This is a genomic window from Faecalibacter macacae (assembly GCF_003687725.1).
GTDB lineage: Bacteria > Bacteroidota > Bacteroidia > Flavobacteriales > Weeksellaceae > Empedobacter > Empedobacter macacae.
This window is the reverse complement of sequence record NZ_RDOJ01000003.1, coordinates 42,548-68,605: the sequence shown is the minus strand read 5'-3', so window position 1 is coordinate 68,605 and position 26,058 is coordinate 42,548. Positions and strand designations below refer to the sequence as shown.

The following is a 26,058-nucleotide window of genomic DNA, read 5'->3' as shown; positions in this document are numbered from 1 at the left end:
TTAATAAAAACCAGGCTTTTTAATAATATATCTTTTAAAAGATTAGATATCAATTTTTGCGTAATGTGCATTTTGCTCAATAAATTCACGACGTGGCGGTACATCATCTCCCATTAACATCGAGAAAACACGATCTGCTTCTGTCGCACTATCGATAGTTACTTGACGTAATGTACGGAACTGAGGATTAAGAGTTGTGTCCCATAATTGTTCTGCGTTCATTTCCCCAAGACCTTTGTATCGCTGAATTGTTACACCTTTACCATCCGTAGACATTTCTTGTGTTAATTGCTCACGTTCTTTATCATTCCAAGCGTATACAGCTTTTGCTCCTTTTTTAACTAAATATAAAGGTGGAGTTGCGATATAAATATGTCCGTTTTCAATTAACTCTTTCATATAACGGAAGAAGAAAGTTAAAATTAATGTCGCAATGTGAGAACCGTCGACATCGGCATCGGTCATAATTACTACTTTATGGTAACGTAATTTAGAAATATTTAAAGCTTTTGAATCTTCTTCAGTTCCAATAGTTACACCTAAAGCTGTATAGATATTTTTAATTTCTTCGTTGTCTAAAACTTTGTGCGCCATCGCTTTTTCTACATTTAAAATTTTACCACGTAATGGTAAAATCGCTTGAAAATGACGATCACGACCTTGTTTTGCCGTACCTCCGGCAGAATCTCCCTCGACAAGGAATAATTCAGACTCTTCAGGGTTACGAGAAGAACAATCCGCTAATTTTCCTGGTAATCCGCTTCCCCCCATTGGGTTTTTACGTTGTACCATTTCACGTGCTTTCTTAGCAGCTTGACGCGCTTTTGCAGCTAAAATTACTTTATCTACAATTAATTTAGCTTCGTTAGGGTTTTCTTCTAAGAAGTTTGTTAACATCTCAGCAACGATTTTATCAACCGCTGGAGAAACCTCTGAGTTACCTAATTTAGTTTTAGTTTGACCTTCGAACTGAGGTTCCATTACTTTAACAGAAACTACTGCTGTTAAACCTTCACGGAAATCATCACCAACGATCTCAACTTTTTCTTTTGCTAAATTAAAGTTCTCTTCAGCATATTTTTTTAATGTACGAGTTAATGCACGACGGAAACCAGTTAAGTGAGTTCCACCTTCGTGTGTATTAATGTTATTTACGTACGAGTGAACATTTTCTGTATAAGAAGTATTGTATCTCATTGCAACCTCTACAGGAATTCCATCACGTTCTCCTTCCATAAAGATTACTTTATCCATGATAGACTCACGATTACCATCGATAAAAGCAACAAATTCTTTTAATCCTTCTTCAGAGTGAAAAGTTTCAGTTAAAGGATTACCTTCTTCGTCTCTTTCTCGCTCATCAGTTAAAGTAATTGTAATACCTTTATTTAAAAATGCTAATTCGCGTAAACGATTGGCTAACGTAGAATAGTTGTATGTTCTTACTTCTTGGAAAATTGTATCATCTGGTGTAAAAGTAACTGTTGTACCGTTGTGATCCGCTACACCAACCTCTTTTACATCATATAATGGTTTTCCTTTTGAATATTCTTGAATGTATTTTTTACCGTTTTTGAAAACTTCAGCTGATAAGTGATTTGATAGTGCATTAACACAAGAAACACCAACACCGTGTAAACCTCCAGAAACTTTATACGTGTCTTTATCAAATTTACCACCTGCTCCGATTTTAGTCATTACAACTTCTAAAGCAGATTTTCCTTCTTTTTTATGAATATCAACTGGGATACCACGTCCGTTATCTTCTACACGGATTGAATCACCTTCTAAAATCGTCACCTTAATCGTATCACAGTATCCTGCTAACGCTTCGTCAATAGAGTTATCAACAACCTCATAAACTAAGTGATGTAAACCTCTAACTCCGACATCTCCAATATACATTGAAGGACGAAGACGTACGTGCTCCATACCTTCTAACGCTTGGATATTATCCGCCGTATATGTGTTATTACTCATAAATGTATTTCTCTATCTTTTTTAAAACAAACAAATATAGTAAAAATTAGCCACTTTATCATCATAAACATTGGTTAAAAACCAACGATTTCCCATGTAAAATGATAAAAAAAGCCTTGAAAAATTCAAGGCTTTTAAATAATCTAATTAATTAAATTATATATCTTTTTTATGTAGATAAACTACTTTTTTTGTTTCGAAGAAATCTTCCTCAAAAAAGTCAGAAATATTGTGTAATTCAGCATTTGGGAAATCCTTTAACTCTTCCGATAAATCACCACCTTTTAGGTATAATAAACCATTTGGAAGAGGATTTAAAGAATCTTTTTTAAATTTTCCTCTAATCCATTCAGCAAAACGTGGCATTGCTGTAACAGCACGAGAAACTACAAAATCGTATTTGTCGTGTAATTGTTCAGCACGTTTTTGTTCAGCTTTTACATTAGTTAAGCCTAAACCGTCTGCAACCCCTTGTACAACTTTTATTTTTTTACCGATAGAATCCACTAAATGAAAGTTAACATTCGGGAATAAAATTGCCAACGGAATACCAGGTAAACCACCACCTGTACCAACATCTAAGACATCTGATCCATCTTCGAATTTCATTACTTTAGCAATTGCCAAAGAATGTAAAATGTGATTGGTATAAATTTCTTCGATGTCTTTACGAGAAACTACATTAATTTGTTCATTCCACTGCTTATATAAATCGCCAACTTTATTGAATTGTTCGATTTGTTTTTCAGTTAAATCAGGAAAATATTTTAAAATTAAATCCATATAGATTAAATGATTTCAGAAACTTTGTTGCAAATATACTCCAACAATTTTGTGTCTGCATCAGTAAATGGATCAATTGTGTGAGAATCGATATCAATTTGCCCAATATTTTCTCCATTTTTGAAAATTGGCATTACGATTTCTGCTTTTGTTTCGATTGAACAAGCCAAATAATTATCTTGCGCGTATACATCTGGCACCACAAAAGTCTCGTTAGATTCTGCAACTTGACCACAAATTCCTTTTCCGTAAGGTATAATTGTATGATCTGTTTCTGCCCCAACGTATGGTCCTAATTTTAATTCGTTTTTATCTCCATTTTTAAAATAAAAACCAACCCAATTGTAATGCGATATTTCATCTGATAATAATTGACAAACTTTTTGTAATTTTTCTTCAACACTAATTTGTCCTTCAAAAATCACATCAATTCTTTTATTTAAACTTTCCATTATATACTATATTCTTTTCACAAAAATAAGCAATAGAAATTGACGAATATCTTAGAAGAATCATAAAGTAAAAATCATCTATCAAAAATTATTCTAACCGATTTTTTTTCTAAATATCACTAGATAAGTATTGATATTTTATTTTAGGGATTGATTTAAACAATCTAAGAAATAAAAAAATCATCAAACTATTTCTTCTATATTTGTTCAACTATCCTGTTTAAACGATGAAACAATACAAACCATTAATATTTTTCTTACTTCGATTTTTAGGATCATATGTACTTATGATTTTAATATACAATTGGTATTTAAATCAATTTTTACCGAACGGGATTCCAGATCCTTTCACAAAATTCAGTTCAGATTTAGCAGCTAAAGGATTTAATTTTATAGGAATTGAAACAAAATCAATTCACTACGGACAAGAAAATTTTATGCGATTGCTTGTTGATGGTAAATTTGCATCAATCGTAAATGAAGGTTGCAATGCAATTTCTGTTTTAATTATTTTTGTTGCTTTTATATTAGCCTTTTACACCACTTTTAAACAGACATTTTTATACATCATCATCAGTTTAATTTTACTTTTTGTGATGAATATTTTTAGAATAATTTTATTGACATATATCTATAGATTTCTTCCTGAATATTCAAAAATGTCTCACGATTATTTGTTCCCTGCAATTATATATGGATCAATTATCGTTTTATGGATTGTATGGATTAAAGGATTTGTAATTAAAAAGAAAACTGATGCCGAATAAAATTTTACGTTATGCAATTGCAGGATTATTAGTCTTTGGATTGATCGCTGTTAGAATGTTTGAAACTAAATTATTCTATGATCCATTATTGGCATTCTTCAAAAATTCAAACCACACGATTTTACCACAAATGGATTTAATAAAATTATACACTCATGTATTTTTTCGTTACATGATCAATCTATTTTTGACTGTAATTATAGTTAAAATATTATTTTGGAAACAGAGTTATGTAAAATTCACGATAATTGTCGGAATTATTGGATTTGTTCTTCTCTTACCAATTTATGCATATATGCTGAATAATAATTTGAATTTTGGCGAAATGATATTCTTCTACGTCAGAAGATTCTTAATTCAGCCAATGTTTATGATTATTTTAATTCCTTGTTTTTATTATCAAGAAATACGAAATAAAAAAGCGACTCTAAATTGAGTCGCTTTCTCTTTATATTTTATTTTTATTTTCTTCTACTTTTCGGTCTTCTTTTTTCAACTTTCTATATTTAAAAAGCCATCCTAAAAATCCACCTAAAATTAAACCAATTCCTACGCCACCAATTATTCCGATTGAGAAACTTAATTCTTTCACCATCAAATCAAAAACTGTATGTGTTGTGTTAAACATCACATAAGCCATGATTAGTAATAAAATTCCGATTATTGATGAGTACGACATAGTATTCTTAGATATTAAAATAAATCAGCAATCATACGTTGGCGAACTGCCTCGTATAAAATAGCTCCGGCTGCAACAGATACATTTAAAGATGCAGTTTGCCCAGCCATTGGTAATTTAATAATTTTATCAGAAATTTTGATGATAGAATCTGAAACTCCGTCCTCTTCACTTCCCATTACAATTGCAGTTGGAACTGAAAAATCTGCATCGTAAATATATTCTGCTGATTTTTCTGAAGCTGAGAAAATAGAAATTCCTGAAGATTGTAAATATCTTACAACATTAACTAAATTAGTTTCTTTACAAACTGGAATATTAAATAATGCTCCTGTCGAAGTTTTGATTGCATCTGCATTAACTGAAGCCGAACCTTTAGCTGGAATGATAATCGCATCTACACCAACACATTCTGCTGTACGAGCAATAGCACCAAAGTTACGAACGTCACTAACACGGTCTAAAATTAAAATGAATGGAGTTTTTCCTTGTTCCCAAACTTGAGGTAATACATTTTCGATCGAATCAAATTCGATTGGCGAAATAAATGCATAAACTCCTTGGTGGTTTTTTCCTGTAAAACGATTTAACTTTTCTACTGGAACATAACTAACAGGAATTTCATACTCAGTTACTAATTTTCTCAATTCAGAGAAAATTTCACCTTGTAATCCTTTTTGAATAAAAATTTTATCGATTGTTTTTCCCGCTTCAATCGCTTCAATTACAGGTCTAAGACCAAAAATACCTCCTTCGTTTTTCATAAGTGCAAAGATACAATTATTTACCAATCCTTTTCTTTACTTTTTGGATATAATGTGGCAAACCTGTCGCCAAAGCAAATGAAAGAATTAAAATAGCAACGATACTCCACAAATTCAGCTTAAAATTAATTAATCGAAACAATAAACTTCCAGCTAAAAAAAACATAATAAAAGTTTGAAAATAAAAATGTTGTACCATTTCTCTTCCAACCTTTGTTCTCTTTACAAAAAAGATTAACAATAATAGAATTACAATAGAAAGTATAGCTGGGTATTTCATGATGATTAAATAATTAATTCCAAAAATAGTTATATTTATTCTATTTTTGTTTTTATAACAATCGAAATAAAATGCAACAATATTTAGACTTATGTAGCAAAGTAATGAACGAAGGTTCGTTAAAAGAAGACCGAACAGGAACAGGAACTAAAAGTATTTTTGGTTACCAAATGCGTTTCGATTTAAGTGAAGGATTTCCTTTAGTTACGACTAAAAAATTACATTTAAAATCGATTGTGCACGAATTACTTTGGTTTTTAAAAGGTGAAACAAACATCAAATATTTAACTGATAATGGTGTTAGAATTTGGAACGAATGGGCAGATGAAAATGGTGATTTAGGACCAGTTTACGGTAAACAATGGCGTTCTTGGGGAAAACCTGATGGCGAAGTTATTGACCAAATAAAAGTAGCTATTGATCAAATAAAAAACAATCCTGATTCACGTCGAATCATTGTTTCAGCATGGAATGTAGGAGAATTAGATCAAATGGCTTTAGCTCCTTGTCATGCTTTTTTTCAGTTTTATGTAAACGACGGGAAATTATCTTTACAATTATACCAACGTAGCGCTGATATTTTTTTAGGCGTTCCTTTTAATATTGCATCTTACGCATTATTACAAATGATGGTTGCACAAGTTTGCGATTTAAAGGTTGGAGATTTTGTTCATACGTTTGGAGATGCACATATTTACACAAATCATTTTGAACAAGTACAATTACAGTTATCTCGTAAACCTCATCCTTTACCTCAAATGAAAATTAATCCGAACATAAAAGATATTTTTGAATTTACTTACGAGGATTTTGAATTAGTAAATTACGAAGCTCATCCACATATCAAAGGAATAGTAGCTGTTTAAAAATCTTTTCAATTTAAATTATCGCAAAAAGCTTCAAAATGAAAATATTAAATTCATTTTGAAGCTTTTTTTATTATATACAAGTATAAAAATCTAATTTAATTGTTTGTTACAAGAATAATTTTAATCTAAAATAAACGTTTAACACAAAATATTTAACACAATTAAAAATTCAAATTCAATATATTAGCACTTCAACCAAATAAAAGATTAACACTACACATGAAACGAAATTTATTTTGTATTGGATTAATATTATCCTCATTTACTACTTATGTTTCTGCACAAGAGAATAATAATATTATTCCGACAGAAAATACATTAAAAAATAAAATTGTTGATTTATCCAATGTTGAAAGAGTCATTTCTCAATCAATCAATTCTAAATCTGAACAATTTTCAATTAAACTACCAAGTATAGATGCTTCTAAAACTGAACAATTTATTTTAATAGAACGCCAATTACTAAGTGAAGAATTACAACAAAAATATCCTTCAATAAAGTCGTATATAGGATACTCAACAGTAAATCCAGGTAAAAGAATAAGTTTAAGCTATTCTCCTACTAAAGGTGTGAACACAATTGTTTATGATTCGGATGAAAAATATATTATCGAAAAAGTTAATGATAATTACGAAATTTTCACGAAAGATGCTTTTCCTCGATTAAATGACTTCAATTGTGGTGATGTTGATTCATTTACAACAGAACCAAGAACTAATATAATAAATAATCCTGCTACTTACAGAAAATATCGTTTAGCAGTAGTTACCGATTACGAGTTTAATAGATATGTAACACCTGCTTCACAAACTCCGACTTACGAAACATCTTTAGCTGCGGTTGTACAAACGATGACGTATGTGACACCAATTTACGAAAATGATTTATCTATTACTTTCGAATTAATTGATGGTTTAGACCAAGTAAGTTATTTGACTGATGAATCGGATCCCTATGGATCAGAATATAATCAAAAAACTCAATCTTTATTAAATACACATATCGGTGCTGAAAACTACGATATCGGAATGTTATTTACGAATAAAACTGGTGGTGGTAACGCTGGTGCAATTGGTTCTGTTTGTAATGATAATATTAAAGGGTCTGCTTATTCTGGTGGAATTTATTCTGGTTATCCTATTTTTGCATACGTTGTTGCTCATGAAATGGGTCATCAATTTGGAGCTAATCATACACATGCTAGAAACGAAGGTTATGGAGCTAACAGAGAAATAGGAAGTGGTGAAACCATCATGGGTTACGCTGGAGTAACTGGCTCGCATGATATAACAACACAAGAAAAAACGCTAGGTCAATTTCATCATTATAATTTAGCTCAAATCAATACCTATTTAGGAAATCAAACTTGTGGATATATTACTCCATCTACAAATACACCACCTGTTGCTAATATAGGAAGCAGAGCCACTTATCAGGTTCCTAAAGGAACAGCTGTAAAATTAATTGGATCTGCAACAGATGCTGACGGCGATTCTTTAACTTATTCATGGGAACAATCAAATCCTTTAACAACAAGTACAGGAAATAACTTTAAAAACTCAAGTAGTTTCAATACAGATGGTGCTAACTTTAGAGTAAAAGCCCACTCAAATGATCCTGTAGGATATTTCCCTCCTTTAGCACAAGTATTAAATGGAAATTTAAGAACAACTTGGAATACAGTATCTGATGTCCAAAAAAACATGGCGTTTACTTTTCAAGTACGAGACAATAATCCACAAGGAGGACAAATTGATGCTAAAAATATTAATTTATTAATTAGAAATTCAGGCCCATTTCAAGTTACTGGTATTGATTTAAATCAAACTTTTGTTTCTGGAGAACCTTATAACTTAACTTGGGATGTTGCAGGTACTGATGGTACAGGAATAAATGTTCAAAACGTAGCCATTAAACTAACAACTGATAAAGGTCAAACTTTTACTACTCTAGTAGAAAGTACGCCAAATAACGGACAAGCTACAATTACAATTCCGAGCGAAATTAGTGCAGAAAGTGCTAATATAATTGTAGAATCTATCGGAAATGTATTTTATGCTGCAAGCCCTGAGATTGCCATCAATTATGAAATTTCATTAGATTGTCAAACTTTTGAAACATCTACAACATACAATATTCCAGATCGTGTTGGTTCACAATCAGGTGGTGTTCTTGTAACTATTCCTGCTAATACTGGAGCAACTGGTACGATCGAAGATCTTTCACTAAAAACTGATATCACACATCCAGATGCGAATCAATTAAGTTTATATTTCATGAAAGTAAATGTTGATCGTAACTATGTAAATCTATATAACAGATCATGTGAACTAAACACTCCTAATCTTAATTTTATTTTCAGTGCAAAAGGTGGAAACCTATACGATAATTGTGGGACAGATTTTGCTCATGTTACTGGTACAACTGTAGATTTTAACAATTATATTGGCTATAATGTAAGAGGTACATATCGTTTAGCTGTCTATGATAATGTAATTAATGATACTGGAACAGTTAATAAGGTAACTTTACAAGCTTGTAGCAGAACAGCAACAACTTTAAATGTTGGTGATTTAGTTAAAAACAAAGAATTTGGAATTTTCCCAAATCCAAATAACGGAAACTTCAACATTCGTTTAGAAACTAAAGCTCCTAACTTTACTGCTGATATTGTAAACATGGCTGGTCAAACAGTTTCAACACAAAAAATCAATACAACATCTTTAAATGTTGCTGATTACAGAGTTAATGTTTCACATTTACCAAAAGGAGTTTACATTGTTAATATCAATGATGGAAACCAAACACAATCTAAAAAATTAATCATCAAATAAGATTAAATTCATAACTTTAAAAAACCTCAGCTTACTGAGGTTTTTTTTTATTTTAAACCTAAGCAAATGAAAAAATTATTCGTTATTATTCCAATTATTCAAGTTTTCTTTTCTATTAGTTGTACAACTAACAATGCAGAAATAAAAAATCAACAGAAAGATATTACTGCTAATGAAATCCTGATTACTTTAAGAGAAAATACCTTGGAGAACTATGATTCGATTCAGTTGATCAATACAGCTGAAGAATATTATAAAATTACGAATATTATAAATTCAATTAGAATGCCCGGAATTGATTTCAAAGAAGTTGATTTCAGATCAAATTCAGTTGTATTAATTAATATGCTAACAGATAATTACTCTGATTTTGAAATTTATCCAAAAACTAAAAATGAAACTACAACCGTTTTTTATTCAGGAATCTATTATGAAGAAAATCAAATGCCATTTAAAAACATTCGATTAGTTAAGTTGATTGAAATTCCTAAAACTAAAAAAATCGAATCCTTTAGACCAATGCATTAATCCAATGTAACAAATCAAAAAAATAATCGTCTAATTACGAAAATCATTCAATGAAAAAATCAATCCTATATATAACAACAGCATTTGCGTTCACGTTTGGTGGAAACGCAATGGCACAAATAATGTCTCAACCACCGAGTTATAACGAAAATCAAAAAGATGCTTTAAAAATTTATCGCGCAGAAGCTGAACGTATAAACAATTTAGTTCATACCAAATTAGATTTGAAGTTTGACTACGCCAAACAACATGCTTTGGGAGAAGCTTGGATAACATTAAAGCCTCATTTTTACGCAACAAATAAATTAACTTTAGACGCTAAAGCTATGTTAATTCATGAAGTTGCCTTAGTACAAGGAACTACGAAGAAAAAATTAAATTTTTCGAATGATGAAAATCAATTATACATTGATTTAGATAAAGAATATAAAAAAGATCAAGAATATACCGTTTACATCAAATATACAGCTCGTCCGAACGAAGTAAAACAACAAGGAAGTGCCGCTATTAGTGATGCGAAAGGTTTATATTTCATCAATCCTGATGGATCTGAACCGAATAAACCAACACAAATTTGGACACAAGGCGAAACAGAAGCGTCATCTTGTTGGTTTCCTACAATCGATAAACCAAATCAAAAAACATCGCAAGAAATTTATTTAACTTATCCAGAAAAATATGTTTCGTTATCAAATGGTTTATTAAAATCGTCGAAGAAAAATACAGACGGAACTAAAACTGATTACTGGAAATTTGATTTCAAACATGCACCTTATTTATTCTTTGTCGGAATCGGAGATTATGCTGTAATCAAAGACAAATGGAAAAATTTAGATGTTGATTATTTTGTAGAACCTGAATACAAAGATTACGCAAAAGAAATTTTTGGAATGACTCCGGATATGATCACTCATTTCTCTAATTTATTAGATTATCCATTTCCATGGGACAAATATCACCAAATGACTGCTCGTGATTATGTATCAGGTGCGATGGAAAATACTGGAGCGGTTTTATTTTATGATGCTGTACAGCAAAAACCTGGACAATTAATTGATGAAAATACAGCCGAAGCAGTTATTGCTCACGAATTATTTCATCATTGGTTTGGAGATTTAGTTACAACAGAAAGTTGGGGAAATCTAACTGTAAATGAATCTTTTGCTAATTATTCTGAATACTTATGGTTTGAACATCGCTACGGAAAAGAATTCGCTGATAGGCATCAATTCGAAGCGATAAGAGGTTATAAAATGGGAGATAATTTTGAAAAAAAATTAGTTCGTCCTCATTACAACACTCGCGAAGATATGTTTGATGCTGTATCTTACAACAAAGGTGGAGCAATTTTACACATGTTACGTAATTTCTTAGGTGACGAAGCCTTTTTTAAAGGTTTAAATCATTATTTAAATGCGAATAAATACAAAGCTACCGAAGCTGTTCATTTACGATTAGCATTAGAAGAAATTTCTGGTCGCGATTTAAATTGGTTCTTTAATCAATGGTTTAATTCGAATGGGCATCCAAAATTAACTATTGCTTACGATTACAATGCTTCAACTAAAAAGGTTAAAGCTACAGTAAAACAAGATCCAAAATTGATGTTCGAATTCCCTATTGCATTTGATGTTGTAGAAAATGGAGTTGCTAAGCGTCATCAAGTTTGGGTCAGTAAATCAATAGAAAATTCATTTGAATTTGATGCAACTAAAAAACCAGACGTTGTAATTCCAAACGCGAATCAAGTCTTGTTAGCTGATATTAATGATAATAAGTCAATCGAGGAATTTATAGCACAATACAAAGCTGGTAAAGGAGAATTTGACACACGTCGTTTAGCTGTTGAAGCTTTTATTAATGCACAAGCAACTAATCCAAAAGCTTTAGATGCTTTAGTATTGGCATTGGATGATTCTTTCGATGGAATTAGAAGTATCGCAATCCAAGGATTAGATCCAAAATCGCCAAAAACAATGGAAAAAGCAAAAGCTAAATTATTAGAAATTGCTTCAAAAGATCCAAAAACTAAGACTCAAGGTGATGCGATTGAACTTTTAAACACGGCTGGAATTTTTGATCAGAATGTTTTCACTACAGCTTCTCAAAGTAAATCTTTCCGTGTACAAGGTGGTGCAATTGCTGGAATCTTAAAACAGAATCCGAATTCAATTGAACAATTTAAAAATATTAGCGACGATGTTATCAAATCAAGCGATGGTTTAGTTAGTCAATTCTTACCTATATGGATTAAAAACAATCAATTAGATAAAGCTAAATTAGTTGGTGAAAATGCAGCATTTTATGAATTATTAAAATTCCAAGACCCTGCTGCAGGTCAAACATATGAAGAAGCTTTTAAATGGATTATGTCTAACGACACAGCAGAAGCTACAGCTTCAATTACAGCTACTTTTACGCGTTATTATGGTTATTTTAAAACTGAAAATCCGATGATTTCTAATTTAATTAAACAAACAGCGAATAAAGGATTAGCTTTAAAATCGGAAGCATATAAAAAACAAAGCAACAAATCGATTGAAAAACAAGTTACCGCATTGAAAAATGCCATCGATAAAATGAAATAATTAAATATTTTTATATATTTATAAAGCTATTCTCGTGAGGGAATAGCTTTTTTAGCCTTATAAAGTAACATATGATGAAACTTATAGTAGCCAAGGCAAGCAATAATGTTATTGGAGATAATAACAACTTGATTTGGCACCTACCTAACGACTTAAAACATTTTAAGAATTTAACTACAAATCACCCGATTGTAATGGGGCGTAAAACCTACGAATCTTTAGGAAGACCACTTCCAAATCGTACCAATATTATTATTACACGCGATACAAATTTTGAAGATGAAAAAGTAGTAATTACTCATTCTTTAGAAGCTGCAATTGATAAAGCGAAAGAAATCAATCCAGATTATTTTATAATTGGTGGTGGAGAAATCTACAAACAATCTATGCTTTTAGCAGATGAATTATATATTACTGAAGTTCATCACGAATTTGATGGAGATACATTTTTTCCTGAAATTGACGAAGAAACATTTGAAGAAGTTCAGCGAGAAAATCACCTCAAAGACGATAAACATCCTTACTCATACTCTTTCGTAACTTATAAAAGAATCGAAGATTAAGGGGATAATATTGTAAATGGTTCCACTGGAATATTACGTAAAACACCAAATAATACAATAATTACAAGTAAAGTAATCAAAAAATATTTGTTGGATAACAATGGAATTTTTACTGATTTATTAAATATAAAATTATAGATCAGAAGTAAAAAAACGACTAAAATCAAAGGCGAAAACAAAACAAATAATGCATTAAAACGGAATGCTTCGGCTATTTCTAAATGCAATAAATGATGTATCGCTCGCTGTGTCCCACAACCTGGACAATTAATTTTAAACAATAAATTGGACGGACAACGTAAAAATGAAGTTCCATTATCAGACGGATTATTCTGATAGAAATAATAAATAAATGCTCCACCCAATAAAAGGATGGAGCATAATTTTATAATAATATTTCGATTAATTTTAGTTGTTTCCATAACATAATTCAAGTTTAAAACTACAACAAAAGCATTAAACAATCAACAATAGAAAAATAAAAAAGGAAGGTTAAATAACCTTCCTTTTTCTATATTAATGTGAAATATTTTCAACCGCTTTTGGATCGTGTTTATGCTTAAATAACACTGCAAAGAAGATTGCAATTACTAATGCATAAGCCGCAAAAGTTAACCAGATGTTGTGCCAATCTTTAAACATTAAAGGATTATCAAAAACACCATTTGTAATCGTAATACCTCTTTCTTTTACAAAATCCATCATTAAATTATTATCTGGAGTTGTATCTAAAAACTGAGCTAATTCTGTCGTATTATTAAATGATTTTGTGAAATATTTGTCAATCAACCATCCTGAAGTTAAACTTCCGAATACTGCTCCAAATCCGTTTGTCATCATCATAAATAAACCTTGTGCTGATGAACGCATTTTAGAATCTGTTGTTGTTTCTACGAATAATGAACCTGAAATATTGAAGAAATCAAATGCCATTCCGTAAACAATACATGATAAAATAATCATCCATAAGTTACCTGCTGGATCAGAGAATCCTAATAAACCGAAACGTAATACCCAAGCTAACATCGAGATTAACATTACATTTTTAATACCGTATTTCTTCAAGAAAAATGGAATTGCTAGAATGAATAAAGTCTCAGATACTTGAGAAATTGACATGATGATTGTAGAATACTTAACTACGAAAGAATCTGCAAATTTAGGAAAGTGTTTAAACTCGTCTAAGAAAACATCTCCATATGCGTTAGTTAATTGTAAAGCTCCTCCTAAGAACATCGCGAAGATGAAGAATAAAGCCATTTTGTAGTTAGCGAATAATTTAAAAGCGTCTAACCCTAAGATTTGAGTTAAGCTTGCATTTTCGTCAATTGTTTTTTGTGGCTTACATGCAGGCATTGTAAAGAATGCGTATAGACCTAAGATTGCTGCTGCAAAACCAGCAATATAAAATTGAACTTCAGTAGCTTTATTTCCTGTAAGATTTGTAATCCACATTGCTACGATAAATCCTACTGTTCCCCAGACACGAATTGGTGGAAAATCTTTTACAACATCGTAATTATTCGATTTTAAAACCGTGTACGAAATTGAATTATTTAAAGCAATAGTTGGCATATAACAAGCCATTGCCATCAACATTACCCAGAAAAAAGTATTTGGATCCTCAACCTGTGGAATGTAGAAAAGAACTACTGCGTAGGCGATATGCAAAATTCCATAAAGTTTTTCAGCATTTACCCATCTATCTGCAATAATACCTGTAATAGTCGGCATAATTAACGAAGCAAAACCCATTGTTGCGAAAATCAACCCAAATTTTGTTCCATCCCATTGCTTTGTACCAAACCAATAGTTTGCAATTGTAATTAACCATGCACCCCATACAAATAGTTGCAGGAAGTTCATTATTGTTAGTCTAATTTTTAAAGACATAATTTATAAATAGAGATTATTTAGTTTCTAAGATTTTCTATTTCATCACGAAGACGAGCAGCTAATTCGTAATCCTCATTCATTACTGCTTTTTTCATTTCTTCTTCTAATTCGTCTTGCGACCAATGCGAAAAATCAGATGATAATTCTTCCTCTTCAATCAAATCAATTTCATCATCAATTTGATCTAAAGTGTGTTGTATATTTTCTTCTTCCTCTTGTGTTATATCTAAATGGATTCCTGCTTTTTCCACAACATGTTCGTATGCAAAAATAGGAGCATTAAAACGAACCGCTAGTGCAATAGCGTCTGAAGTACGCGAATCAATTTCTGAACGCTCTCCTTCATTATTTACAAAAACGATATTAGAATAAAAAACGCCATCTTCTAACTTGTAGATATATACAGATTCTACATCAATTTTGTATGCTTCGCCTAGACTAACAAATAAATCGTGCGTTAATGGACGTGGTGGAGTAATGTCTTTTTCTAATGCCAAAGCAATTGATTGTGCTTCGAAACTTCCAATAATAATTGGCAATTTTCGAGTCCCCGACTCCTCTTCAAGAATTAAAGCGTATGCACCAGTCTGAGTTTGACTGTATGAAATACCTTTTATTACTAAGCTTATTAAATTGTTCATTTGGGCGTAAAGTTACCAAAAAATGATTAAATATTAATGATGTTTTAACACATAAAAAAATCCGAACCAATTGATTGGTTCGGATTTATATTATTTTATGAAATTACCTATTTAAATTAAGCAACTCCTTTTAATTTTTTAACCTCTTCGATTAATTTTGGAACAACTTCGAAAGCATCTCCAACAATACCATAATCAGCAGCTTTAAAGAAAGGAGCTTCAGCATCATTATTAATAACTACGATAGTTTTAGAACCATTAACACCAGCTAAGTGTTGGATTGCTCCAGAAATACCAATTGCAATGTATAAATTTGGTGCAATCGCTTTACCTGTTTGCCCTACGTGCTCTGCATGAGGTCTCCATCCGATATCAGCAACTGGCTTAGATGACGCTGTTGCAGCTCCTAATAACTGTGCTAATTCTTCAATCATTCCCCAGTTTTCTGGTCCTTTTAAACCACGACCTGCAGAAACTACAACTTCAGCTTCTTTTAAGTCGATTGCTCCTGTTTGAGCAACTTCTACACCAGTAACTTTTACTTTTGCATCTGCATCAGAAACTGATACTGAAACAGCCTCTTCAGATCCTGCAACTGCATTTTCCTTTACTCCAAAAGAGTTTTGTAATAAAGTTACAACTGCTTTTCCTGAAACAGCTACAGTTTCAATTCCTTTTCCTGAAAATGCTTTACGCGCAACAGTTAAAGGCGCAACTGCAGTAGGAGCTTTCTCTACATTAGTTACTAAAGAAGCATTTAATTTTAATGCTAATAATGGAGCGAAAGAAGCACCATCATTTGTTGATGGAACAACAACTACTTCACCAGCAGCTAATTCAGCAACTGCTTTTGCGTAAGAATTTGCATCAAAGTTTTTTAAAGCAGCGTTATCTACTTTTAAAACTTTTGTAGCTCCATATTTATATAACTCATCCGAAGATTCTGTTACATTGAAAGCGATAGCAGTAACTGTATCTCCAGCTACATCCGCAATTGCTTTAGCGTAAGCAACTGCTTCTAATCCTGCTTTTTTATATTTTCCGTCGTGAGACTCTGCGTAAACAAAAATTGCCATTTTAAATAGTTTTTAGATTGATTATTAGATTGCTTTTGCCTCTTCGTGTAATAAACGAACTAATTCTGCCACGTTATCTTTATCAACTAAAGTAACGTTTCCACGAGATGCTGGTTTTTCGTAACCTACTACTTCCACATTAGTAGATGTAGCCTCAGCAGCAACAACTGTGATTTGTTTTGTTCTTGCTTGCATAATTCCACGCATGTTTGGAATTCTTAAAGCTGCCTCATCAACTAAACCTTTTTGTCCTGCGATTACAGCTGGTAAAGTAACTTCTACGTTTTCTTTTCCACCATCGATTTCACGAACAGCTTTAGCAGTAGAGCCTTCAACTTCTAAACCAATACATCCGTTTACGAAACCGTAATCTAATAATCCTGCAACCAATCCTGGTACAGCACCACCATTATAATCAATAGATTCTTTTCCTGTTAATACAATATCGTATCCTCCTTCTTTTGCAGCTTTAGCAATTTGAGTTGCAACAAAGAAATCATCACGAGCATCTGCATCGATACGAATACCTTCATTTGCTCCAATTGCTAATGCTTTGCGCATTACAGCATCAACTGATGCATCACCAACTGTTAATATTGTAACTGTAGCACCTGCTTTTTCTTGTAACTCAACAGCTTTATTTAAACTGAACTCGTCATGAGGGTTAATTACGAATTGTACACCGTTTTTATCAAACGATTTTCCATCTCCTGTGAAGTTGATTTTTGCTGTAGTATCTGGTACACTACTAATACAAACTAATATCTTCATAATTTTGGGTTTATTTTCTTTATGGTAAATTTAATTAATTTATTTTACTATGCAAGCATAATAAAGATTATTTCTTAACAATCTCGTTAGACTGACTATTCAGCTGATTGTTATATACTCTATTTGAAACTAATATACTAAATTCATACAATATCCAAAGTGGAATTGTAACTAAGATCATACTATACAAATCGTTTGGTGTAATAGCAGCTGCAATTACTAAAACAACGATAAATGCATGCTTTCTATACGTCTTTAAAAACATTGGTGTAAGTATACCAATACTAGTTAAGAAATATACAAATACAGGCAATAAAAACATTAATCCCATAGATAATAACAATTGAACAAATAAGTCGATATAACTTGGTAAAGTCCATGTATTTCCTACTTTAAAAGGATCATATGTAAATAAAAACTGTGTACAAAGTGGTATTAGTAAAAAGTAACTAAATAAAACTCCTAATATAAAAAAGAACGAAACAGCACAAATTGTAGCTCCTGCATATTTACGTTCAGTTTCTTTTAAAGCTGGTCGAATAAATTTCCATAATTCATAAATAATATATGGAATTGCCAATATTACTCCACATACAATAACAGCAAAAAACTGAGAGGTAATTTGTCCTGATGGATTAAGGTTTGTTAAATCTTTAGATATATCAAAAGCTTCTTTATAAATCACACCAAAACCAGTTAATTGTCCAAATGCATTGAACCAATCAAATGTTGGAAAAGTTGATTTTAGAGGAGCCATTATTATATATTCAACAAACTCATCCCAGAAAAAAGCCACCACTAAAGAAGTGATTACAACAGCAATTACAGAACGAATAAGATGACCTCTTAATTCTCCTATATGTGCTAAAAAAGACATATCTGTTTTTCCGCTCGCTGCCATATTATTCTATTCCTTCGTTTAAAATTGAGTGAATATCTAAAATACCAAAATAATTGTTATTTTCATCAACAACAACTAATTGTCCAATACTATTTTGTCTTAAAGTATCTAAAGCAACACGTGCTTTTTCATCTTTATTAATTGTTTTTGGAGACATTGTTGCGATATCTTTCGCTGTTAAAGCGCTAAAATCTTGATATTTTAATAACATACGACGTAAATCTCCGTCAGTTACAACACCTAAAATCTTATCATTCTCTAAAACAACCGTAATACCATGTTTTCCTGAAGTTAAAGAATTAATTACATCAATAATAGAAGAATCTGGACTTACATAAGGACGCTTATTTGCATCGACAATATTTTCAACTGTCCATAATAATCTTTTTCCTAATGCACCACCTGGATGATATTTAGCAAAATCTTCAGATTTAAATTGTCGCATTCTCATTAAAGCTACTGCCAATGCATCTCCCATAACCAATTGCGCAGTCGTAGAAGAAGTTGGAGCTAAATTAACTAAACACGCTTCTTTTGATACATTTACATCTAAAACAATATCAGAATTTTTAGCTAATTCAGATTTCAAATTAGCAGTTAAACCTATTAAACAAGAAGAATATTGTTTTAAAATGGGAGCCAAATAAGTAATTTCTGGCGTGTTTCCACTTTTAGAAATACAAATCACAACATCTTCTTTTTGTAACAATCCTAAATCACCATGAATCGCTTCCGATGCATGTAAAAATTGAGATGGAGTTCCTGTAGAATTTAATGTCGCTACAATTTTATTTGCAATATGCGCACTTTTTCCAACACCAACAATCACCAATTTTCCTTGCGTACTATATATCGCTTCTACTGCATCAATAAAACTATCGTTTATTCTTGACGCTATCGCTTGTAGCTCTAAAATCTCTTCTTGAAAAACTTTTTGAGCAATTTCTATAAAATCTCTTCTTTCCAAAACAAAAAGTATGTCTATTTTTATTTTTTTCCGTATCTTTAACCTCCTTTTTCAACTCTAATTCAATGGAATAATTATTGAAGAGTTAAATCAGGAGTCAAATATAGGAACTATTTAATTTATAATATTAATTTTAGTCTTTTGTGTAGATGGAAGCCACTTCGAAGAACTTAACATCTTATCTTAAAAAATACTTTGGTTTCGACCAATTTAAGGGACAGCAACATGAAATTATTACATCATTATTAAACAATGAAGATGTTTTCGTTTTAATGCCTACCGGAGGAGGTAAGTCATTATGTTATCAATTACCGGCACTAATGTCAGATGGAGTTGCAATTATCGTTTCGCCTTTAATTGCACTAATGAAAAATCAAGTAGACGCTATTCGTGGAATTTCGGAAAATGACGGAATCGCCCATGTTTTAAACTCTTCCTTGAACAAGTCAGAAACTAAAACAGTAATGACAGATATCAAAAATGGTATCACAAAAATGCTTTATGTAGCACCAGAATCTTTAACTAAAGAAGAATACATTGACTTCTTTAAATCTGTTAAAATTTCTTTTTTCGCTATTGATGAAGCACACTGTATATCTGAATGGGGACACGATTTCCGTCCAGAGTATAGAAATTTAAAAGCAATTATAAACAAAATTGGAGAAGCTCCAATCATTGCTTTAACTGCAACTGCAACACCAAAAGTACAGGAGGATATCCAAAAAACTTTAGGAATGCAAACTGCAAAAGTTTTCAAAGACTCGTTTAACCGTGCGAACTTATTTTATGAAGTTCGTCCAAAAGTTAATCAAGACAAAGAAATCGTAAAGTTTATCAAACAAAACGAAGGAAAATCGGGAGTTATTTACTGTTTAAGTCGTAAAAAAGTTGAAGAATTTACTCAGCTTTTACAAGTAAACGGTATTAATGCTATTCCATATCACGCAGGTTTAGATGCAAAAACACGAAGCAAGCATCAAGATATGTTCTTGATGGAAGACGCTAGTGTGGTTGTTGCTACAATTGCTTTTGGTATGGGGATCGATAAACCAGATGTGCGTTTTGTAATACATTACGATATGCCAAAATCTTTAGAAAGTTATTATCAAGAAACTGGTCGTGCTGGTCGTGACGGCGGCGAAGGACATTGTATTTCTTTCTACGATTACAAGGATATCGAGAAGTTAGAAAAATTCTTAGCTAGTAAACCAGTTGCTGAACGTGAAGTTGGTATGCAATTACTTTCTGAAGTTGTAGCCTATTCTGAGACATCAATGTCTCGTCGTAAATTCTTATTACATTATTTTGGTGAAGAATTTGACGAAAAAGATGGTCCTGGTGCTAACATGGATGATAATATGCGTAATCCAAAGAAAATGATTGAAGCAAAAGAAGATGCTTTAAAAACTTTGGAAATTGTATTAAAAACAAGTCAAAAATTAAAATTAAACGACATTGTTAATGTTTTAGTTGGTAAAGAAACTTCAGTTATTAAATCATATAATTTACAAAACGAGGATTTTTTCGGTTTTGGAAAAGATAGAGAAGATTACTACTGGAAATCAATTTTACGTCAACTAATTGTACATTGTTATTTAGAAAAAGAAATTGAAACTTACGGAACTTTAATCGTTACAAAAGAAGGAAAGGACTTTATAGCTAATCCAACTTCTTTTAAAATTGCTGAAGATATTGACTTTAAAAAATTATTAACAGAAGGTAGCTTGGACAAAGAAGAAGTTTCTACTGCTCCGGCTGCTTATGATGATAATTTATTGAAACAATTAAAAGAACTTCGTAAGAAAATTTCAAAAAAGCATAACATTCCACCATTTGCTGTTTTTCAAGACACAAGTTTGGATGATATGACAATGCAGTACCCAACAACCATCAAAGAATTAACAAATGTATTTGGAGTTGGTGAAGGTAAAGCTCAGAAATTCGGTAAAGATTTCGTTGATTTAATTGCACGTTATGTTGAAGACAACGACATCATAAGACCAGATGATATGGTAATTAAACAAGTGGCTGATAAATCTAACCACAAAGTTTACATTATCCAATCTACTGATAGAAAATTAAACCTTGAAGATGTTGCTGAAGCAAAGAATTTATCAATGTCAGATTTACTTTCAGAAATGGAAGCAATCGTTTACCAAGGAACTAAATTAAACATCGATTATTATATTGAAGATATCTTGGATGAAGACCAACAAGAAGAAATTTACGACTTCTTAATGGATGCTGAATCTGATTCAATGTCGACATTATTAAAAGAATTTGGAGACGATTACGATGAAGAAGAATTACGACTAATGCGTATCAAATTCATCAGTGAAGTTGCCAACTAAAATAACATAATAAAGCCCAAAGTTTTGTAACTTTGGGCTTTATTTTCAAACACACAATGAACAACAAAGTTATTTTAATGATCTTAGATGGCTGGGGAATTGGAACTAATCCAAAAGTCTCTGCTATCGACCAAGCAAACACTCCTTTTATAGATAGTTGTTATACACGTTTTCCTACTAATACTTTAGATACTTTTGGCGCTGCAGTTGGATTACCAGACGGGCAAATGGGAAACTCTGAAGTTGGGCATATTAACTTAGGTGCTGGACGAGTAATTTTCCAGAATTTAGTACGTATCAATATGGCTGTAACAAACGGAACTTTTTTAGAAGAACCAATCTTAAAAGAAGCCTTTGATTACGCATTAAATAATAATAAAAAAGTTCATTATATCGGATTAGTTTCCGACGGTGGAGTACACTCGCACATCAATCACTTAAAAGGTCTTTTAGATGCTGCAAAAAAAGCTGGACTAAACGAAAATGTATTCGTACATGCTTTTACTGATGGACGTGACTGTGATCCAAAATCTGGTTTAGGATTCATTTCAGATCTTTTACAACACATGGATCAATCTACAGGTAAATTAGCTTCTATCACAGGAAGATATTACGCTATGGATCGTGATAAAAGATGGGAACGTGTAAAACTTGCTTATGATGCCATGGTTAATGCAGAAGGGTTAAAAACTGCTTTTCCTTTGCAAGCAATCGAAGATTCATACGCTAAAGATATTACTGATGAATTTATTCAACCAATTATCGTTTCGGATGAAAAGTACGAACCAATTGCAAAAATTGAAGAAGGCGATGTTGTACTTTGTTTTAACTTCAGAACAGATAGAGGTCGAGAAATAACTGAAGTCTTAACTCAGAAAGCTTTTCCTGAATATAATATGCAACCGTTAGATGTAAAATACATTACAATGACGCAATACGACGAAACATATAAAAATGTGGAAGTCTTATTTAACGACAGTAATGTAAAAAACACTTTAGGTGAAGTTTTAGAAACAGCAGGAAAAACACAAATCAGAATTGCTGAAACTGAAAAATATCCTCACGTAACTTTCTTCTTCTCTGGAGGTAGAGAGAAAGAATTTAATGGTGAAAAACGTATTTTATGTGCATCTCCAAGAGATGTTGCAACCTATGATTTAAAACCAGAAATGGCCGCATACGATATTACAAATGCCATTTTACCTGAAATTGAAAATGAAACAGCCGATTTTATTTGTTTAAATTTCGCAAATACAGATATGGTCGGTCACACAGGAGTTATGGAAGCTGCTATAAAAGCTGCTGAAGTTGTAGATTCTTGTGCAGAGAAAATTGTTTCTTTAGCAATTGAAAAAGATTATAAAGTTGTGATTTTAGCAGATCACGGAAATTCTGATTTTATGCAAAACGAAGATGGATCTCCGAATACACAACACACAACAAACCAAGTTCCATTTATTTTAGCTCAAAAAGAAAACGAATGGAAAGTTTCTCATGGAAAATTAGGTGATATTGCACCAACAATTCTTACCTTAATGGGAGTTAATATTCCGACAGAAATGACCGGAAATATTATTGTAGAAAAAAATTAAAATAGACATAACTAAACCTATAAAGTATGACTAATAAAATTATTGCCGTTGATTTTGATGGAACAATTGTAGACGATAAATACCCTGCTATTGGTAAACCAAAATTATTCGCTTTCGAAACTTTAAAACAATTACAAAACGACGGTTACCGTTTAACTCTTTGGACTTACCGAAGTGGAAAAGCTTTAGAAGAGGCTGTTGAATTTTGTACTAAAAACGGAATTGAATTTTACGGAATCAACAACAGTTTTATTGGAGAAGATTTTGACGAATCAAAAGCAAGTCGAAAAATAAATGCTGATATTTTTATTGACGACAGAAATTTAGGTGGATTCCCAGGTTGGGGTGAAGTTTATCAAATTATAACAAAAAAAATAGAATTTTCTCTTCACGAACATGGTACAGAACCTGTTCGTAAGAAAAAAAAGAGAGGATTTTTTGGATTATGATACATTTAAAAAGCAAAGAAGAATTAGAATTAATGTACCTAAGCGCACAATTAGTGTCTAAAACATTAGGTATGTTAGCAAAAGAAATCAAACCAGGAGTTACTACTAATTTTTTAGATAAATTAGGTGGTGAATTCATTCGTGATAACGGTGGATATCCTGCATTTTTAGGAATGTATGATTTTCCTAAAAACTTATGTATTTCTCCGAATGAGCAAGTTGTTCACGGTATTCCTAATGATACGCCAATCCAAGAAGGTGATATCCTATCTGTAGATTGTGGTGTTTTTATGAACGATTTTTACGGTGACCACGCTTACACTTTCGCTGTTGGTGAAATTGATGCTGAAGCAGAAAAATTATTACGCATTACTAAAGAGTCTTTATACAAAGGTATCGAGCAAATGAAAAAAGGTAATCGTATTGGTGATATCGGAAATGCAATCCAAGTTCATTGTGAAAAGGAAGGTTACGGAATCGTACGTGAATTAGTTGGGCATGGTTTAGGTCGTAAAATGCACGAAGATCCTCAAGTACCAAATTACGGACGTCGTGGTTCAGGTAAAAAAATTGAGGAAGGAATGGTTTTAGCAATCGAACCTATGACTAATATGGGAACTGAAAAGGTAAAATTCCATAAAGATGGTTGGACTGTTACAACTCGTGATAATAAATATTCTGCTCACTTTGAACATGATGTTTGTGTTGTTGACGGACAACCTAAATTATTATCAACATTCCAATACATTTACGATGCATTAGGAATTGTTACTGACGAAGAAACACCATTTTTATTTAAACCATAAGCTTTAATCTCATTTAGTGAAAGCGGCATTTAAAAAAATAATGAACATTGTTCCACGTCCTTTATTAATACAAGGAAGTTACATCGTTCGACCATTTATCGTTTGGTACATGCGAGGAAATCGTTTTGAAGATCCAATCGATAATCAAGGATATAAAAATTTATTACCATACGGTTACGAGAATCAACGTGAAAATGTGCTTTCTCCAGGAACTTATTCGTTAGAAAGACACCGCTTAATGTGGTTATACTTGAAAAACGAAACAGACTTTTTTACAAAAGCTGCAAAAGTTTTACATATAGCTCCTGAGCAGTCGTTTATCAAAAGATTTCGTAATCTAAATCATTTAGATTACACAACAAGTGATTTAGAATCGCCTTTAGCTGATGTTAAAGCTGACATTTGCGACTTACCTTTTGATGATAATACATATGATGTTATTTTCTGTAATCACGTGTTAGAACATATTCCGGACGATGCAAAAGCAATGTCAGAATTATTCAGAGTGATGAAACCTGGAGGTTGGGGAATTTTACAAGTTCCTATCTCTTATCAAAGAGATGTTACTTACGAAGATCCAACAATCACTTCAAAAGAAGATCGTCGCCGCGAATTTGGACAATATGATCACGTTCGTGTATATGGTTTAGATTATTATAAACGTTTGGAAAATGCAGGATTTATTGTAGAGCAAGTAGACTACACAAAACAAATACCCGCAAGTGACGTTGAAAAATACTGTTTAGAAAAAGGTGAAATACTTCCGATTGTAAGAAAACCTTTATAATATTAAAATCCCGTTTTTATAACGGGATTTTTTTATTGAAAGTGAGTCCAACCTTTTTGTTTTAAAAGTAAAATCAATTCTAAGAAGTTATTGCATTTACTCTTTGATAATATATTTTTTCGGTGCGTATTTACAGTATGAATACTTATAAATAATTTTTCTGAAATCTGCACACTCGAATAGTTTTTAGCTAATAATTTTACAATTTCAATTTCTCTTTTTGTTAATGTAAAATCAGTAAACTCGCTATTTTCTGCATCTACATTATATATTGAATCTTGACCATTAATACCTATTATTGCCAAATTAGATTTGACAAACTGTAAACCAGAAATATCTGTATGTTTTACATACACTTTATGAATTATACCATCTTCATCAATTGTATGAAATTTTATTTCTTGCAAAATTCTTTTCTCAGTTCCAGATTTAGTTTCAATTCTGAAATCATATCTAAAAATAAAATCAAAGTAGTGATCAATTGAAATATTCTTTAAAAATCGATTAATTGATATCTCATGTTTCATTAAATCTTGTAAATCTGATTTATGAATACGAGCTAAAAATAAATCTATATTAATTTCTTCAGCTACATAACCCAATACATTACTTATTTTATCTTCAACGAAATCAAATGTACTTTTTTGTAAATCATAAATAAAATAATACGAAAATGGAACTTTTAAAAAGGATTGTAAATCCGATTGTTGAATTTTAGATTGTTTCATTTCAA

The 26,058-nt window shown here is 31.6% G+C and carries 25 protein-coding genes; 12 read left to right on the top strand and 13 right to left on the bottom strand.

From position 1 onward, the window contains the following. Positions 1-42 precede the first annotated feature (42 nt). The 3 genes from gyrB to EAH69_RS02895 form a co-directional block, all read right to left on the bottom strand. On the bottom strand, positions 43-1,980 hold the full coding sequence (gyrB, locus tag EAH69_RS02905; RefSeq protein WP_121933697.1) for a DNA topoisomerase (ATP-hydrolyzing) subunit B: 1,938 nt from the start codon (positions 1,978-1,980) through the stop codon (positions 43-45). Positions 1,981-2,136: 156 nt separating this feature from the next. Next, positions 2,137-2,763: a 16S rRNA (guanine(527)-N(7))-methyltransferase RsmG gene (rsmG, locus tag EAH69_RS02900; RefSeq protein WP_121933696.1), complete on the bottom strand. Its 627-nt coding sequence runs from the start codon at positions 2,761-2,763 to the stop codon at positions 2,137-2,139. Positions 2,764-2,768: 5 nt separating this feature from the next. Next, on the bottom strand, positions 2,769-3,215 hold the full coding sequence (locus EAH69_RS02895; RefSeq protein ID WP_121933695.1) for a GAF domain-containing protein: 447 nt from the start codon (positions 3,213-3,215) through the stop codon (positions 2,769-2,771). 227 nt (positions 3,216-3,442) lie between these two features. On the opposite strand from EAH69_RS02895, the gene xrtF reads away from it, so the two are divergent. Beyond that, on the top strand, positions 3,443-3,982 hold the full coding sequence (xrtF, locus tag EAH69_RS02890; protein WP_121933694.1) for an exosortase family protein XrtF: 540 nt from the start codon (positions 3,443-3,445) through the stop codon (positions 3,980-3,982). Continuing rightward, entirely contained in the window at positions 3,972-4,418 is a 447-nt protein-coding gene (locus EAH69_RS02885; protein ID WP_121933693.1) for an exosortase F system-associated membrane protein, read from the top strand. The genes xrtF and EAH69_RS02885 overlap by 11 nt, the downstream gene beginning before the upstream one ends. 12 nt (positions 4,419-4,430) lie before the next feature. On the opposite strand, the gene EAH69_RS02880 is transcribed toward EAH69_RS02885, so the two are convergent. Both EAH69_RS02880 and rlmB read right to left on the bottom strand, forming a co-directional pair. Further along, positions 4,431-4,661 carry a DUF1049 domain-containing protein gene (locus EAH69_RS02880; protein WP_121933692.1) on the bottom strand — a complete coding sequence of 77 codons (231 nt, stop codon included), beginning with the start codon at positions 4,659-4,661 and terminating at the stop codon, positions 4,431-4,433. A 14-nt stretch (positions 4,662-4,675) separates the two neighbouring features. Continuing rightward, complete coding sequence (rlmB, locus tag EAH69_RS02875; protein WP_121933691.1) at positions 4,676-5,425, bottom strand: 23S rRNA (guanosine(2251)-2'-O)-methyltransferase RlmB; 750 nt, start codon at positions 5,423-5,425, stop codon at positions 4,676-4,678. A gap of 351 nt (positions 5,426-5,776) precedes the next feature. On the opposite strand from rlmB, the gene EAH69_RS02865 reads away from it, so the two are divergent. The 5 genes from EAH69_RS02865 to EAH69_RS02845 all read left to right on the top strand — a co-directional run bounded on the left by EAH69_RS02865 (position 5,777) and on the right by EAH69_RS02845 (position 13,088). After that, positions 5,777-6,571, top strand: coding sequence for a thymidylate synthase (locus EAH69_RS02865; RefSeq protein WP_121933689.1), 795 nt, complete (start codon positions 5,777-5,779; stop codon positions 6,569-6,571). Positions 6,572-6,793: 222 nt separating this feature from the next. Beyond that, positions 6,794-9,409, top strand: a complete 2,616-nt coding sequence (locus EAH69_RS02860; RefSeq protein ID WP_121933688.1) for a zinc-dependent metalloprotease — start codon at positions 6,794-6,796, stop codon at positions 9,407-9,409. 66 nt (positions 9,410-9,475) lie between these two features. Next, a complete protein-coding gene (locus EAH69_RS02855) occupies positions 9,476-9,937 on the top strand; it encodes a hypothetical protein (protein WP_121933687.1) in 462 nt (153 codons plus the stop codon). A 50-nt stretch (positions 9,938-9,987) separates the two neighbouring features. Further along, the gene (locus EAH69_RS02850; protein ID WP_121933686.1) at positions 9,988-12,525 is read left to right on the top strand and encodes a M1 family metallopeptidase; all 2,538 of its coding nucleotides are present in this window, start codon (positions 9,988-9,990) and stop codon (positions 12,523-12,525) included. 71 nt (positions 12,526-12,596) lie between these two features. Beyond that, on the top strand, positions 12,597-13,088 hold the full coding sequence (locus EAH69_RS02845) for a dihydrofolate reductase (protein ID WP_121933685.1): 492 nt from the start codon (positions 12,597-12,599) through the stop codon (positions 13,086-13,088). Here EAH69_RS02845 and EAH69_RS02840 read toward each other — a convergent pair. From EAH69_RS02840 to EAH69_RS02810, 7 genes are all read right to left on the bottom strand, one after another. Beyond that, positions 13,085-13,510, bottom strand: a complete 426-nt coding sequence (locus EAH69_RS02840; protein WP_147439073.1) for a DUF2752 domain-containing protein — start codon at positions 13,508-13,510, stop codon at positions 13,085-13,087. The genes EAH69_RS02845 and EAH69_RS02840 overlap by 4 nt on opposite strands. Positions 13,511-13,604: 94 nt before the next feature. Beyond that, a complete protein-coding gene (locus tag EAH69_RS02835) occupies positions 13,605-14,981 on the bottom strand; it encodes a nucleoside permease (RefSeq protein ID WP_121933683.1) in 1,377 nt (458 codons plus the stop codon). Between the two features lie 20 nt (positions 14,982-15,001). Next, positions 15,002-15,625, bottom strand: a complete 624-nt coding sequence (locus tag EAH69_RS02830; protein WP_121933682.1) for a bifunctional nuclease family protein — start codon at positions 15,623-15,625, stop codon at positions 15,002-15,004. Between the two features lie 116 nt (positions 15,626-15,741). After that, positions 15,742-16,701, bottom strand: a complete 960-nt coding sequence (locus EAH69_RS02825) for an electron transfer flavoprotein subunit alpha/FixB family protein (protein ID WP_121933681.1) — start codon at positions 16,699-16,701, stop codon at positions 15,742-15,744. A gap of 24 nt (positions 16,702-16,725) precedes the next feature. After that, positions 16,726-17,472, bottom strand: a complete 747-nt coding sequence (locus tag EAH69_RS02820; protein WP_121933680.1) for an electron transfer flavoprotein subunit beta/FixA family protein — start codon at positions 17,470-17,472, stop codon at positions 16,726-16,728. Between the two features lie 67 nt (positions 17,473-17,539). Beyond that, positions 17,540-18,373, bottom strand: a complete 834-nt coding sequence (gene tatC, locus EAH69_RS02815) for a twin-arginine translocase subunit TatC (protein WP_121933679.1) — start codon at positions 18,371-18,373, stop codon at positions 17,540-17,542. Position 18,374: 1 nt separating this feature from the next. Continuing rightward, positions 18,375-19,340: a KpsF/GutQ family sugar-phosphate isomerase gene (locus EAH69_RS02810; RefSeq protein WP_121933678.1), complete on the bottom strand. Its 966-nt coding sequence runs from the start codon at positions 19,338-19,340 to the stop codon at positions 18,375-18,377. Between the two features lie 149 nt (positions 19,341-19,489). Between EAH69_RS02810 and recQ the strand changes: the two genes are divergently transcribed. The 5 genes from recQ to EAH69_RS02785 are packed head-to-tail and all read left to right on the top strand — an operon-like array spanning position 19,490 to position 25,325. Then, positions 19,490-21,691 (top strand): DNA helicase RecQ, encoded by a 2,202-nt coding sequence (gene recQ / locus EAH69_RS02805; protein ID WP_121933677.1) that lies wholly within the window; start codon positions 19,490-19,492, stop codon positions 21,689-21,691. Positions 21,692-21,747: 56 nt separating this feature from the next. Beyond that, positions 21,748-23,283, top strand: a complete 1,536-nt coding sequence (gene gpmI / locus EAH69_RS02800; protein ID WP_121933676.1) for a 2,3-bisphosphoglycerate-independent phosphoglycerate mutase — start codon at positions 21,748-21,750, stop codon at positions 23,281-23,283. A 26-nt stretch (positions 23,284-23,309) separates the two neighbouring features. Then, a complete protein-coding gene (locus tag EAH69_RS02795) occupies positions 23,310-23,732 on the top strand; it encodes a BT0820 family HAD-type phosphatase (RefSeq protein ID WP_121933675.1) in 423 nt (140 codons plus the stop codon). Beyond that, positions 23,729-24,538: a type I methionyl aminopeptidase gene (gene map, locus EAH69_RS02790; RefSeq protein WP_121933674.1), complete on the top strand. Its 810-nt coding sequence runs from the start codon at positions 23,729-23,731 to the stop codon at positions 24,536-24,538. Before EAH69_RS02795 ends, map begins: the two co-directional genes overlap by 4 nt. A gap of 40 nt (positions 24,539-24,578) precedes the next feature. Beyond that, the gene (locus tag EAH69_RS02785) at positions 24,579-25,325 is read left to right on the top strand and encodes a class I SAM-dependent methyltransferase (protein WP_121933858.1); all 747 of its coding nucleotides are present in this window, start codon (positions 24,579-24,581) and stop codon (positions 25,323-25,325) included. 32 nt (positions 25,326-25,357) lie between these two features. Here EAH69_RS02785 and EAH69_RS02780 read toward each other — a convergent pair whose 3' ends face one another. Then, positions 25,358-26,053: a response regulator transcription factor gene (locus EAH69_RS02780; RefSeq protein WP_121933673.1), complete on the bottom strand. Its 696-nt coding sequence runs from the start codon at positions 26,051-26,053 to the stop codon at positions 25,358-25,360. Between the last annotated feature and the right edge of the window lie 5 nt (positions 26,054-26,058).